Genomic DNA, 14,120 nt, shown 5'->3' on the forward strand with positions numbered 1-14,120 from the left:
ATCGGCTAGCGGCGCACCAATTCGCTTGATGCGATGCCGGCCGCACACATCCGGCGGCCGGCAACCGGTTTCGGATTTCCATAGAGGAAGGGACATACTGATGAACAAGGTCTATCCAGGCGCCGCCGAGGCGCTGAAAGACATCGTCAAGGACGGCCAGACGTTCGCCGTCGGAGGCTTCGGACTGTGCGGGATTCCCGAGGCGCTGATCGCGGCGCTGCGCGACACCAAAGTGCAGGGCATCACCTGTATCAGCAACAACGCGGGCGTCGACGGTTTCGGCCTCGGCCTGCTGCTCGAGACGCGCCAGATCAAGAAGATGATCTCGTCGTACGTCGGCGAGAACAAGGAGTTCGAGCGCCAGTACCTGGCCGGCGAACTCGAGCTCGAATTCACCCCGCAAGGCACGCTCGCCGAAAAGCTGCGCGCCGGCGGCTCGGGCATCCCGGCCTTCTTCACCAACACCGGCTACGGCACGCTGATCGCCGAGGGAAAGGAAACCCGCCAGTTCGGCGAGAACCACTATGTGCTCGAGCATTCGCTGACCGCTGACGTCGCGCTCGTCAAGGCATGGAAGGCCGACAAGTCCGGCAACCTGATCTATCGCCGCACCGCGCGCAACTTCAACCCGATGTGCGCGATGGCCGGCCGCATCACGGTCGCGGAAGTCGAGGAGATCGTCGAGGTGGGCGAACTCGATCCGGACGCGATCCATACGCCTGGCATCTTCGTGCAGCGCATCGTGCTGAATGCGCATCCGGAAAAACGCATCGAACAACGCGTCGTCCGCGCGAAAGGAGACTGATCATGGCATGGACTCGTGAGGAAATGGCCGCGCGCGCGGCGAAAGAACTGCAGGACGGCTTTTACGTGAACCTCGGCATCGGGCTGCCGACGCTGGTTGCGAACCACGTGCCGGCCGGCGTCGAAGTGTGGCTGCAATCGGAAAACGGCCTGCTCGGGATCGGCCCGTCGCCGACCGAAGACGAAGTCGACGCCGATCTGATCAACGCCGGCAAGCAGACGGTGACGACGCTGCCGGGTTCGTCGATTTTCTCGTCGGCGGATTCGTTCGCGATGATTCGCGGCGGCCACATCAACCTGGCGATTCTCGGCGCGATGCAGATCAGCAAGAAGGGCGATCTGGCCAACTGGATGATCCCGGGCAAGATGATCAAGGGGATGGGCGGCGCGATGGATCTCGTCGCCGGCGTCAAGCGCGTGGTCGTGCTGATGGAGCACGTCGCGAAGGGCGACCAGCACAAGATTCTCGACGAATGCACGCTGCCGCTGACGGGCGTCGGCGTGGTCGATCAGATCATCACGGACCTCGGCGTGATCGAGGTGACCGACGCGGGGCTGAAGGTCACCGAACTGGCGCCGGGCGTCAGCGTCGATGAAATCAAGGCGAAGACCGGCGCGCCGCTGGACGTGAGCGCGGTGAGCTAAGCGGTTCGCGAAGCCGCCTTCTCGTTGCTGTGACGAGGGGCGGCAACAGGGTAGTCCGCACGGGCGAGACGAAAGTCTCGCCCGTTGTGCTTTTGGCGCGGCGCGCGCGGGGTGCGCGAGCGCTTCGAGCGGACCGTCCTATGCCTTTCGGCCGGTCCGTGCGGCGCGGCGAAGCGGTTTACAATCTTCGACAGATTGAACGCGGGTGGGGCGTGTCGATGGCGTCGTTCCCGCGTCAGCGCGTATCGACCGGGCCAATCCGTAGCCCTTTTTGCAAGGACCCCAGATGACCGCAACGACTTCCGCCTCCGCCGCCGCGCGGCCCGAGCCGCGTCAACGCTATGTGCAGTGCGCGAGCGGCGCCGGCCTGCATCGCGTGGCCTATACGGAGTGGGGCGACCCGGACAATCCGCGCGTGCTGCTGTGCGTGCATGGCCTGACACGTTCGGGCCGCGACTTCGACCGCGTTGCCGCCGAGTTCGCCGACACCTACCGCGTGGTGTGCCCGGACGTGGTCGGCCGCGGCTTGTCTTCGTGGCTCGCGAACCCCAACTTCTACGCTGTGCCGCAGTACGTCGCCGACATGGTGACGCTGATCGCGCGGCTCGACGTCGAGACGGTCGACTGGTTCGGCACCTCGATGGGTGGGCTGATCGGCATGGCGCTCGCCGGTCTGCCCGACACGCCGATCCGCAAGCTGCTGCTGAATGATGTCGGGCCGCATCTGGAACCGGTCGCGGTGAAGCGGATCGGCGATTACCTGGGCAAGCCCGCGCGCTTCGAGAGCTTGCAGCAGGGCGTCGACTACGCGGCGCAGCTCGCGCAAAGCTTCGGTCCGCTGACGCCGGACGAATGGCGCGAGATCAATACGCCGCTGCTGCGCGAACAGGACGGCGCGTGGGTGCTGCGTTACGACCCGCGCATCGCGCAGCCGTTCGCCGCGGTCACCGAAGAAGCCGCGAAGCTCGGCGAGGCGGCGCTGTGGCATGCGCTCGCCGCGTTCAAGGGGCCGGTGCTGGTGGTGCGCGGCGAGCAGTCGGATCTGCTGTCGCGCGACACCGTCGCGAAAATGGTCGCGACCGGGCCGGCGGTGTCGAGCGCGGAAATCGCCGGCGTCGGGCATGCGCCGGCGTTTCTCGCGGCCGAGCAGATCGCGCTCGCGCGGCAGTTCTTTATCGGCACGGCCGCGAACGCGCGATAATGTTGAGTTCCGCATGACATTTCGAGCGGCCTGATTCGAAACGTCATGCGAGATGCATTCGATCGGATGCATGTCGATTAACCAACCAGCTCAGGATTTTTCATGGCAGTCATTCGTCACCACGTCGGCAAGCGTCTTTCGGAAATCGCCGTGCACAACGGCACCGTCTACCTCGCCGGCCAGATCGCCGAAGACGACACGCAGGACATCACCGGCCAGACGCGCGAGGTGCTGGGCCACATCGACCGTCTGCTGGGCGAAGTGAACAGCGACAAGTCGCTGCTGCTGTCGGTGCAGATCTACATCTCGGACATGGTGCATTTCGCCGGCATGAACGCGGTGTGGGACGAGTGGGTCGCGCAGGGCGACACGCCGCCGCGCGCGACCGTCGAAGCGAAGCTCGCGAACCCGAAGTGCCTCGTCGAAATCGTCGTGGTTGCCGCGCAGCGCAGCTAATGCGCCGCTGGTCCAACCGCTGGACCGCGGCGTTGTTGAAATCCCATTGAATCGTCTGGCCCGGCGGGCCGTCGCACCATGAATACCGAAACCGTTACGAACGCGCCTCATCCTTATCCTTCGTTCGAGGAAGCGATGGCGTTCGTACGCGAGCATGCGGGCGAGGTGCGGCTGGCGTCGGGCGAGCTGCTCGCCGATCACGCGGAGGGCACCGCGCTGATCATGCGCAAGCTCAACGTCGATCCGCCTGCGGTGCTGGCGGCGGCGCTGTTCGCGCTGACGCCGCACCTGCGCGATCCGGAGCGCGTGATCGCCGACAACTTCGGCGAAGAGGTCGCGCAACTGGTCGGCGACGTGCGCAAGCTGTTGCGTCTCGGCACGGTCAGTTTGCGCGCCGCGCAGAACGCGATGCCCGAGGCGGGGCGCGATGCGCAGGCCGCGCGTCGCGCGCAGGTCGAGGCGCTGCGCAAGATGCTGCTCGCGTTCGCGCAGGACATTCGCGTGGTGCTGATCCGGCTCGCGTCGCGGCTGCAGTCGCTGCGCTATTACGCGGCGGCGAAGATCACGCCGTCGCCGGACGTCGCGCGCGAAACGCTGGATATTTATGCGCCGCTCGCGAACCGGCTCGGTATCTGGCAACTGAAGTGGGAGCTCGAAGACCTCGCGTTCCGCTTCGAGGAGCCGGTCACGTACAAGCGCATCGCGAAGCTGCTGGACGAAAAACGCGTGGAGCGCGAAAGCTACGTCGCGCAAGCGATCGAACGCTTGCAGCAGGAGCTGGCCGCCGCTCACATCCGCGCGGAAGTGAGCGGCCGCCCGAAGCATATCTACAGCATCTGGCGCAAGATGCGCGGCAAGGAGCTCGACTTCGCCGAGCTCTACGACGTGCGCGCCTTTCGCGTGATCGTGCCGGACATCAAGGACTGCTACACCGTGCTCGGGATCGTGCACAACCTGTGGCAGCCGGTGCCGAAGGAATTCGACGACTACATCTCGCGACCCAAGCCGAACGGCTACAAGTCGCTGCACACCGTCGTGATCGGCGACGACGGCCGCGCGTTCGAAGTGCAGATCCGCACGCAGGAAATGCATCGCTTCGCCGAGTACGGCGTGGCCGCGCACTGGCGCTACAAGGAAGCGGGCGCGCGCGGCTACGGCGGCACTTTCGCGGCGAACGAAAAATACGACGAGAAGATCGCGTGGCTGCGTCAGCTGCTCGCGTGGAAGGACGAGGTCTCGGAGGGCGAGCACGGTGACGAGCGCGCGGCGCAACCTTGGGAGCAACTGCGCCAGGCCACGCTCGACGACGACCAGATCTACGTGTTGACCCCGCAGGCGCGCGTGATTCCGCTGCCGCACGGCGCGACGCCGATCGACTTCGCGTATCACCTGCATAGCGAACTGGGGCATCGCTGCCGCGGCGCGCGCGTCGACGGCGCGATGGTGCCGCTGAACACGCCGTTGCAGAACGGCCAGACGGTCGAGATCGTCGCGGTGAAGGAGGGAGGTCCGTCGCGCGACTGGCTCAATCCGCAGCTCGGCTATCTGCAAAGTCCGCGTGCGCGGCAGAAGGTGCGCGCGTGGTTCAACGCGGTCGAGTTGCAGGAGCACATCGCGAGCGGCCGCGCGATGGTTGAAAAGACCTTGCAGCGCGAAGGCAAGACTTCGGTCAATCTCGATCAACTGGCCGCACGACTCGGCTTCAAGACTACAGACGATCTGTTCTCGGTGGTCGGCAAGGAAGAGTTCAGCCTGCGGCTCGTCGAGCAGGCGCTGCACGATGCGCCGCCGCCAGAACCCGAAATCGATGCGCCGGAAAAGTTCGAGAAGCGCAGCAGCGGCGCGAGCGTCGCGCGCGGTGCGTCGACCGGGGTGCTGGTGGTGGGTGTCGATGCATTGCTGACCCAGCTCGCGCGTTGCTGCCGCCCGGCGCCGCCCGACGACATCGCCGGTTTCGTCACACGCGGCAAGGGTATGTCGGTCCACCGCAGCGACTGCGCGACGTTCCGGCGGATGGCCGAGCGCGCGCCCGAGCGCGTGCTGCAGACCGCGTGGTCGGCGGACGTGATGAGCGGGCGCGGCCAGTCGGTCTACCCGGTCGACCTCAGCATCGAGGCGACCGACCGGCAGGGTCTGCTGCGCGATATCTCCGAAGTATTCGCGCGGGAAAAGATGAACGTGATCGGCGTGAAGACGCAATCGCGCCGTAACGCCGCGTTCATGCAGTTCACCGTGGAGGTGTCGAGTTCCGCGCAGATCCAGCGCGCGTGCACGCTACTGGGCGAAATCACCGGCGTGGTCAGGGCGACGCGCAAGAACTGACGCGCCGGCGGTTTGGCGCGGCGGGGACGGGATTTAAAGTCTCTGCATAAAAGTGCTTGCCAAGCTCTGCTAGACCCCATATACTCTCGTTTCTTCAGGCTCGTAGCTCAGCTGGTTAGAGCACCACCTTGACATGGTGGGGGTCGTTGGTTCGAGTCCAATCGAGCCTACCAACGAAAATGAAACTCCGGTCCGCCGGGGTTTCGCAAACGCAGTAAGCGCCTCGAGCGCAAAAGGCGAATACGGTTATGACACCGCGAACGTTGACCGAGACTACTTCGGAGCGACGCTAGTCGAGGACCAATTTCGCCAGTGAAGTTTGCATGAAATGTGAATGCGGCCCCTCGAAAGCGGGGCCGCATTTTTTTTGGCTTTTTTTGATGGTTGTATGTGCCGCCGCCGGTCGGCACCACGGAGAACGCAATGGTTTCGATACGTTTGCCTGACGGTTCTGTTCGACAGTACGAGCATCCGGTGACCGTCGCCGAAGTGGCCGCCTCGATCGGCCCTGGCCTCGCGAAAGCCGCGCTTGGCGGCAAGATCGACGGCGAGCTGGTCGATACGTCGACGCTGATCGATCGCGATGTGGCGCTCGCCATCGTCACCGAGAAGGACGCAGACGGTCTCGATATCATCCGCCACTCCACCGCGCACCTGCTCGCGTACGCGGTGAAGGATCTGTTCCCGGAAGCGCAGGTCACGATCGGCCCGGTCATCGACAACGGTTTCTATTACGACTTCTCGTACAGCCGTCCTTTCACGCCGGAAGATCTCGAAAAGATCGAAAAGCGCATGCAGGAACTCGCGAAGAAGGACGAGCCGGTAACGCGCCGCGTGGTGTCGCGCGACGAAGCGGTCGACTACTTCAAGAGCATCGGCGAAAAGTACAAGGCCGAGATCATCGAATCGATTCCCGCCAGCGACGAAATCAAGCTGTACTCGCACGGCGGCTTCACGGATCTGTGCCGTGGCCCGCACGTGCCGTCGACCGGCAAGCTGAAGGTCTTCAAGCTGATGAAGGTCGCGGGCGCGTACTGGCGCGGCGACTCGAAGAACGAGCAGTTGCAGCGCATCTACGGTACGGCCTGGACGAAGAAAGAAGACCAGGAAGCGTATCTGCACATGCTCGAAGAGGCGGAAAAGCGCGACCACCGCAAGCTCGGCAAGCAACTCGACCTGTTCCATATGCAGGACGAGTCGCCGGGCATGGTGTTCTGGCATCCGCGTGGCTGGACGCTGTGGCAGCAGGTCGAGCAGTACATGCGCCGTCGCGTGAACGACGCCGGTTACCTTGAAATCAAGACGCCGCTGATCATGGACCGTTCGCTGTGGGAAGCGTCGGGCCACTGGCAGAACTATCGTGAAAACATGTTCACGACGGAATCGGAAAAGCGCGACTACGCGATCAAGCCGATGAACTGCCCGGGTCACGTGCAGGTGTTCAACCACGGTCTGCGCTCGTATCGCGATCTGCCGCTGCGATACGCGGAGTTCGGCTCGTGCCACCGTAACGAGTCGTCGGGCGCGCTGCACGGCCTGATGCGCGTGCGTGGCTTCGTGCAGGACGACGCACACATTTTCTGTACCGAAGATCAGTTCATCAACGAATCGATCGCGTTCAACACGCTGGCGATGAGCGTCTACCGCGACTTCGGCTTCGATAACGTGGAAATCAAGCTGTCGCTGCGCCCCGATGCGCGCGCCGGCACCGACGAGACGTGGGATCGCGCGGAGCAGGGTCTGCGCGAGGCGTTGACCGCATGCGGCGTGACGTGGGAAGAGCTGCCGGGCGAGGGCGCGTTCTACGGTCCGAAGGTCGAATATCACATCAAGGACGCGCTCGGTCGCTCATGGCAGTGCGGCACGCTACAGCTCGACATGGTGCTGCCGGAACGCCTCGGCGCCGAATACGTGGCAGAAGACAACAGCCGCCGCCGGCCGATCATGCTGCACCGGGCAATCGTCGGTTCGATGGAGCGTTTCCTCGGGATTCTGATCGAGCACCATGCTGGTGCAATGCCTGCGTGGCTCGCGCCGATGCAGGTTGTCGTGATGAATATCGCGGAAAACCAGGCCGAATATGCGCAGGTTGTGGCCCAATCGTTGCAAAAACAAGGGCTTAGAGTTGAGGCTGATTTGCGCAACGAGAAGATTAGCTATAAAATACGCGAGCACACGCTGGAAAAGGTCCCGTACCTGCTGGTCGTCGGCGACAAGGAGCGTGAAGCACAAACGGTAGCCGTGCGTGCCCGTGGTGGTGTCGATCTGGGTGTGATGCCCGTCGATTCCTTCATTGAGCGTCTGCGCCAGGACGTGCAGTCGTTCAACTGAGCCACTTGGCAGCCCGGCTCGTTTTTTTTAATTTTTAGAGGAAACGTAACATCGCTACTGATAAGTCTGCGCACCGCATCAACGGTGAGATTACTGCACCCGAGGTGCGACTGGTCGGCGTCGAGAACGAACCACTCGGCATCGTAAAGCTCGCTGAGGCGTTCCGTATGTCGGAACAACAGGACGTCGATCTGGTTGAAATCGCTCCGCAAGCGGTTCCGCCGGTTTGCCGTTTGATGGACTACGGCAAGTTCAAGTACCAGGAAGCGAAGAAGCAACACGAGGCCAAGCTCAAGCAGAAGGTCATCCAGGTCAAGGAAGTCAAATTCCGCCCGGGTACCGACGACGGTGACTACAACGTCAAGCTGCGCAACCTCATTCGCTTCCTCGAAGACGGCGACAAGACCAAAATCACGTTGCGTTTCCGGGGCCGCGAAATGGCTCACCAGGAAATCGGCATGCGCATGCTCGAACGCCTGCGCACCGACCTCGACGAAGTCGGTCAGGTCGAGCAGATGCCGAAGATGGAAGGGCGCCAGATGATCATGGTGCTCGCTCCGAAGAAAAAGAAGTAAGCGCACAGCAGTGATCCGGAGCGGCGGCGCGCCATGTGGCGCGCGCTCCGGTGGCGCAGGTTTGTTTGTCGCCGTGCCGGGGTCCGGTGCGGCGCAGGAAGGTTTCGGAACGGCGCGTACGCAAGTGCGCGGCGAGTCCCGGAAAGCGGCCGCTGGCGGTATCGGCGGTCTGCATACCAAGTGGAGTGGGTTTCGAAGGGCGGGAAATGGCTATCTGGTCGACCGCACACCCATGTCCATCTAATAATGGAGTTGTCATGCCGAAGATGAAGACCAAGAAGAGCGCTGCAAAGCGCTTCGTGGTGCGTCCGGGCGGTACCGTCAAGCGCGGTCAGGCCTTCAAGCGTCACATTCTTACCAAGAAGACCACCAAGAACAAACGCCATCTGCGCGGCTCCACGGCAGTTCATGATTCCGATCTGAACTCCGTTCGCGCAATGCTGCCGTTCGCTTAACCCTTAACCGACACTCATAGGAGCGAAACATGCCTCGAGTAAAACGTGGGGTTACCGCACGGGCCCGTCACAAGAAGATCATCAAGCTGGCCAAGGGTTACCGCGGCCGTCGCAATAACGTCTATCGCATCGCCAAGCAGGCGGTCATGCGCGCAGGCCAGTACGCCTACCGCGACCGCCGCAACAAGAAGCGTGTGTTCCGCGCACTGTGGATCACGCGTATCAACGCGGCGGTGCGTCAGCACGACATGACGTACAGCGTGTTCATCAATGGCCTGAAGAAGGCGTCGATCGAACTGGACCGCAAGGTGCTGGCCGACATGGCTGTGTTCGACAAGGCTGCTTTTGCTGCGATCGTTCAGCAGGTGAAAGCCGCCGTTGCAGCCTGATTGCGCTTCTGGCAATTAAAACTGCGTGGTTCGTAGCAGCGAACATCCGGTTGTCTCGGTGACGCTGCAACAAAAACGGGGCTCCTCACCGAGCCCCGTTTTTGTTGGTAGAACCAGTTTTGTTTCGATAGAACACTGACGTTGAAATGATGGGATCAATGGATCTGGACCAGATTGTCGCCGACGCGCAAAAAGCCTTCGCAGAAGCCCCCGACGTCACCACGCTCGAGAACGAGAAGGCGCGCTTTCTCGGTAAATCGGGCGCGCTGACCGAACTGTTGAAGGGCCTTGGCAAACTCGATCCCGACACGCGCAAGACCGAAGGCGCACGGATCAACCTCGTCAAACAGCAGGTCGAAGCCGCGCTGACCGCGCGCCGTCAGGCCCTCGCCGACGCGCTGCTGAACCAGCGTCTGGCCGCCGAGTCGATCGACGTGACGCTGCCGGGTCGTGGCGCCAGTACGGGCAGCCTGCATCCGGTGATGCGCACCTGGGAGCGCGTCGAACAGATTTTCCGCACGATCGGCTTCGACGTGGCCGACGGCCCCGAGATCGAAACCGACTGGTACAACTTCACCTCGCTGAACAGCCCCGAAAATCATCCGGCGCGTTCGATGCAGGACACTTTCTACGTCGACGGCAAAGATGCCGACGGCCGTCCTCTGCTGCTGCGCACGCATACGAGCCCGATGCAGGTCCGCTACGCGCGCACCAACACGCCGCCGATCAAGGTGATCGTGCCGGGCCGCACCTATCGCGTGGACAGCGACGCGACCCACTCGCCGATGTTCAACCAGGTCGAAGGTTTGTGGATCGCCGAGGACATCAGCTTCGCGGACCTGAAGGGCGTCTACACTGACTTCCTGAAGAAATTCTTCGAGCGCGACGACATTCTCGTGCGCTTCCGGCCGTCGTATTTCCCGTTCACCGAACCGTCGGCCGAGATCGACATGCAGTTCGAAACGGGCAAGAACGCCGGCAAGTGGCTCGAGATTTCGGGCTCGGGCCAGGTGCATCCGACCGTGATCCGCAACATGGGTCTCGACCCTGAGCGCTACATCGGCTTTGCCTTCGGCAGCGGCCTCGAGCGTCTCACGATGCTGCGTTACGGCGTGCAGGACCTGCGCCTGTTCTTCGAAAACGACCTGCGTTTCCTGCGTCAATTCGCGTGAAGCGGCGCGCGCGAGCGCGACCAAGCATAGAACGCGGTGGCGCATCGAATGCGCGCCGCGAGCGTCCCCGGCAGCGCCGAGTAAGCCGGTCCGAAACCGGTGCATTACGGACACGAGGCATTCGCCGGACGTGGACCTAACCTGATCAGAACGTACACAGAACCATGCAATTTCCGGAATCCTGGCTCAGAACTTTTGTCGATCCGCAGTTGACCACCGAGGAGCTGTCGCATGCGCTGACGATGGCCGGTCTCGAAGTCGAAGACCTGCGCCCGGCGGCGCCGCCGACCTCGGAGATCGTCGTCGGCCAGGTGCTGGAAGTCGTCAAGCATCCGGATGCGGACAAGCTCAACGTATGTCAGGTCAACGCCGGCACCGGCACGACGCTGAACATCGTATGCGGCGCGCCGAACGTGTCGCCCGGCATCAAGGTGCCGGTCGCGCTGGTGGGCGCGCAATTGCCGCCGGCCGAAGAGGGCGGCGCGCCGTTCGCGATCAAGCTGTCGAAGCTGCGCGGCGTCGAAAGTCAGGGCATGCTGTGCTCGGCACGCGAGCTGAAACTGTCGGAAGACCACAGCGGCCTGCTGATCCTGCCGGAAGGCACGCCGATCGGCCAGGACATCCGCGATACGCTCAATCTCGACGACACCGTGTTCGAAATCAAGCTGACGCCGAACAAGGCGGACTGCCTGTCGGTGTTCGGCGTCGCGCGTGAAACCTCGGCGATCACCGGCGCGCCGCTGCGTCCGCTCGAGATCAAGCCGGTACAGGTAAAGCTCAACGAAACGCTGCCCGTGAAAATTTCGGCGCCCGATCTGTGCGGCCGTTTCTCGGGTCGTGTGATCCGCGGCGTGAATGCGCGCGCGAAGTCGCCGCAATGGATGGTCGAGCGTCTCGAGCGCTCGGGTCAGCGCAGCATCTCCGCGCTCGTCGACATCTCGAACTACGTGATGCTCGAACTGGGCCGCCCGTCGCACGTGTTCGATCTGGACAAGATCCACGGCGGCATGGACGTGCGCTGGGGCCGCAAGGGCGAGACGCTGAAGTTGCTGAACGGTAACACGGTCGAGCTCGATGAGACGGTCGGCGTGATCGCGGACGAGCAGCATATCGAAAGCCTCGCGGGCATCATGGGCGGCGACAGCACGGCCGTTACGCTCGACACCACCAACATCTATCTGGAAGCCGCGTTCTGGTGGCCCGATAGCATTCGCGGCCGCTCACGCAAGTACAACTTCTCGACCGACGCAGCGCATCGCTTCGAACGCGGCGTCGACTATGCGACGACCGTCGAGCATATCGAGCGCATCACGCAGCTGATTCTCGACATCTGCGGCGGCGAAGCGGGCCCGGTCGACGATCAGATCGTCAACGTGCCGAAGCGTGCGCCGGTGAAGATGCGCGTGTCGCGCGCGAATCGCATCATCGGCGTGCAGATCGGCGCCGATGAAATCGCGCAGATTTTCACGCGCCTCGGTCTCACGTTCGAGCGCGACGGCGATACGTTCGCGGTGCAGCCGCCGTCGTACCGCTTCGATATTGAAATCGAAGAAGACCTGATCGAAGAAGTCGCGCGTATCTACGGCTTCGAAAAGATCCCGGCCAAGCCGCCGGTCGCGGCCAGCGAAATGCGCGCGACCAACGAGACGCAGCGTTCGATCCACACGATTCGTCACGCGCTCGCCGCGCGCGACTACGCGGAGACGGTGAACTTCAGCTTCGTCGATGCCGAGTGGGAGCAGGACTTCGCGGGCAACAGCAACCCGGTGCGTCTGCTCAACCCGATCGCGAGCCAGTTGTCGGTGATGCGCACGACACTGTTCGGCAGCCTGATCCATGTGTTGCGCACGAACCTGAATCGTCGCGCCGCGGACCGCGTGCGCGTGTTCGAAGCCGGTCGCGTGTTCCTGCACGATCCGTCGGTCAAGGCTGGCGAGCTGACCGTCGAAGGTTTTGCGCAGCCGAAGATGATCGGTGGCCTCGCCTATGGTCCGGCTCTGGAAGAGCAGTGGGGCGCGGCCACGCGCGCGGTCGATTTCTTCGACGTGAAGGGCGATCTCGAGGCGCTGCTCGCGCCGGCCACTGCGCGCTTCGTGAAGGCCGAGCATCCGGCGCTCCATCCGGGACGCAGTGCGCGTATCGAACTGAATGGCCGCGCGGTCGGCTGGATTGGCGAATTGCACCCGCGCTGGATGCAAAAATATGATTTACCGCATGCGCCGATTCTGTTTGAAATCGAAGCCGAAGCATTAATGCAGCGAGTATTGCCGGTTCCGTCGGAAGTATCGAAATTCCCGCCGGTACGACGCGATATCGCGGTGGTCGTCGATCAAAAAATCGAGGTCCAGGCGCTGCTCGACGAGCTTCAGAAGGCCCTGTCGGAACCCGCTTGCAAGAGCGTCCAGAAGGTTGCGCTTTTCGACGAATTCCGTCCAAAATCAAACACTTCCGGTGGTCTGGCCGCGCACGAGAAAAGCCTTGCGTTCCGTGTGACCTTGCAAGATACTGGCGGAACCCTTCAGGATGAAACGGTCGATCTGGCTATTCAAACTCTGGTGGAACGTCTGGCTCGAGTATATGGCGCACGGCTGCGCGGATAACCGCATTTGACAATTGCACGGCTGTTTCCGCATCCATTGTTTTATGCTTGGCGCGCCATTTGATAGATATGAATGAAATGAACTCGAGTGATTTCGAAGCCCTTCTTACGGCGCAACGCAGCGCCATGATTCGAGATATTCCGACATCACCCGCCGTCGTTTCCACCGAAACGCCGACGCTCACCAAGGCGGAGCTTGCCGAGTTGCTGTTCGACAATGTCGGGCTCAACAAGCGGGAAGCGAAGGACATGGTCGAAGCCTTCTTCGAAGTGATCCGCGACGCGCTGGAGAGCGGCGACAGCGTCAAGCTGTCGGGCTTCGGTAACTTTCAGTTGCGCGACAAGCCGCAGCGTCCGGGCCGTAATCCGAAGACCGGCGAGGCGATTCCGATCGCAGCGCGTCGTGTGGTGACGTTTCATGCAAGTCAAAAGCTGAAGGCGCTGGTCGAGAACGGCGCTGAAGCGAGCTTCGCGCGCTGATCTGCCTGGCGCGCTTTTGCGCAATCCATCACGGCTAACTGACGATGACCGCGACGATCGAAAAAGTCGTGTTGCCTCCGATTCCAGCTAAGCGCTACTTCACGATTGGTGAGGTCAGCGAACTATGCGGCGTGAAACCTCATGTGCTGCGTTATTGGGAGCAGGAGTTCACCCAGTTGAAGCCGGTCAAGCGGCGCGGCAATCGTCGCTATTACCAGCATCACGAGGTGTTGTTGATCCGCCGGATTCGTGAATTGCTGTACGAACAGGGCTTCACGATCAACGGCGCGCGTAACCGTCTCGATTCGCATGGCGGCGGCGCTGCGCCGGATGCGCTGGCCGAGGAAGGCGAGGGCGGTGGTGTGGCGGCGGTGCAGCCTTCCGCTTCGCCCGCAGCGGGCGCCGGGGATGCGGTGGATGTCGAGAAGTTGCGCAAGGAACTGCAGAGCGTGATCGATCTGCTCGGTGGACATCAATAGCCGATGCCGAGAGACGCGTTTAGTTTTCCGTCTGGCGGTTCTAATCGAATAAAGTGTCTGTTATAATTTCTTGCTGTTCGGGGCGTAGCGCAGCCTGGTAGCGTACCTGCATGGGGTGCAGGTGGTCGGAGGTTCAAATCCTCTCGCCCCGACCAAAGAATAGAAGGACCTATGGTGAAAGCCGTAGGTCCTTTTTTCGTTTCTGGCGGGGG

Annotated in this window: 13 protein-coding genes and 2 tRNA genes; all 15 read left to right on the top strand. The window is 62.5% G+C overall.

What is annotated here, in order from left to right; genetic code table 11:
• The first annotated feature begins 100 nt into the window (after positions 1-100).
• The 15 genes from LJ656_RS16915 (at position 101) to LJ656_RS16985 (ending at position 14,063) form a co-directional block, all read left to right on the top strand.
• A complete protein-coding gene (locus tag LJ656_RS16915; protein ID WP_230510547.1) occupies positions 101-805 on the top strand; it encodes a CoA transferase subunit A in 705 nt (234 codons plus the stop codon).
• Between the two features lie 2 nt (positions 806-807).
• A complete protein-coding gene (locus LJ656_RS16920; protein ID WP_230510548.1) occupies positions 808-1,449 on the top strand; it encodes a CoA transferase subunit B in 642 nt (213 codons plus the stop codon).
• 286 nt (positions 1,450-1,735) lie between these two features.
• Complete coding sequence (locus LJ656_RS16925) at positions 1,736-2,650, top strand: alpha/beta fold hydrolase (RefSeq protein WP_230510549.1); 915 nt, start codon at positions 1,736-1,738, stop codon at positions 2,648-2,650.
• Between the two features lie 102 nt (positions 2,651-2,752).
• Positions 2,753-3,106, top strand: coding sequence for a RidA family protein (locus LJ656_RS16930; RefSeq protein ID WP_230510550.1), 354 nt, complete (start codon positions 2,753-2,755; stop codon positions 3,104-3,106).
• A gap of 78 nt (positions 3,107-3,184) precedes the next feature.
• Positions 3,185-5,428 carry a RelA/SpoT family protein gene (locus LJ656_RS16935; protein WP_230510551.1) on the top strand — a complete coding sequence of 748 codons (2,244 nt, stop codon included), beginning with the start codon at positions 3,185-3,187 and terminating at the stop codon, positions 5,426-5,428.
• Positions 5,429-5,524: 96 nt separating this feature from the next.
• A tRNA-Val gene (locus LJ656_RS16940) sits at positions 5,525-5,601 on the top strand.
• A 250-nt stretch (positions 5,602-5,851) separates the two neighbouring features.
• The gene (thrS, locus tag LJ656_RS16945; protein ID WP_230510552.1) at positions 5,852-7,759 is read left to right on the top strand and encodes a threonine--tRNA ligase; all 1,908 of its coding nucleotides are present in this window, start codon (positions 5,852-5,854) and stop codon (positions 7,757-7,759) included.
• Between the two features lie 50 nt (positions 7,760-7,809).
• Positions 7,810-8,334, top strand: coding sequence for a translation initiation factor IF-3 (infC, locus tag LJ656_RS16950; protein WP_075301568.1), 525 nt, complete (start codon positions 7,810-7,812; stop codon positions 8,332-8,334).
• Between the two features lie 257 nt (positions 8,335-8,591).
• Entirely contained in the window at positions 8,592-8,789 is a 198-nt protein-coding gene (gene rpmI / locus LJ656_RS16955) for a 50S ribosomal protein L35 (protein WP_006052501.1), read from the top strand.
• A 29-nt stretch (positions 8,790-8,818) separates the two neighbouring features.
• Positions 8,819-9,178 (top strand): 50S ribosomal protein L20, encoded by a 360-nt coding sequence (gene rplT / locus LJ656_RS16960; protein WP_006052502.1) that lies wholly within the window; start codon positions 8,819-8,821, stop codon positions 9,176-9,178.
• A gap of 158 nt (positions 9,179-9,336) precedes the next feature.
• Positions 9,337-10,350, top strand: a complete 1,014-nt coding sequence (gene pheS, locus LJ656_RS16965; RefSeq protein ID WP_230510553.1) for a phenylalanine--tRNA ligase subunit alpha — start codon at positions 9,337-9,339, stop codon at positions 10,348-10,350.
• 164 nt (positions 10,351-10,514) lie between these two features.
• Complete coding sequence (gene pheT / locus LJ656_RS16970) at positions 10,515-12,950, top strand: phenylalanine--tRNA ligase subunit beta (RefSeq protein ID WP_230510554.1); 2,436 nt, start codon at positions 10,515-10,517, stop codon at positions 12,948-12,950.
• A gap of 68 nt (positions 12,951-13,018) precedes the next feature.
• A complete protein-coding gene (locus LJ656_RS16975; protein WP_075301562.1) occupies positions 13,019-13,429 on the top strand; it encodes an integration host factor subunit alpha in 411 nt (136 codons plus the stop codon).
• Positions 13,430-13,473: 44 nt separating this feature from the next.
• Positions 13,474-13,908, top strand: coding sequence for a MerR family transcriptional regulator (locus LJ656_RS16980; protein WP_230510555.1), 435 nt, complete (start codon positions 13,474-13,476; stop codon positions 13,906-13,908).
• Positions 13,909-13,986: 78 nt separating this feature from the next.
• Positions 13,987-14,063, top strand: a tRNA-Pro gene (locus tag LJ656_RS16985).
• Positions 14,064-14,120: the final 57 nt, after the last annotated feature.

This window comes from Paraburkholderia sejongensis, from assembly GCF_020880815.1.
Lineage (GTDB): Bacteria > Pseudomonadota > Gammaproteobacteria > Burkholderiales > Burkholderiaceae > Paraburkholderia > Paraburkholderia sejongensis.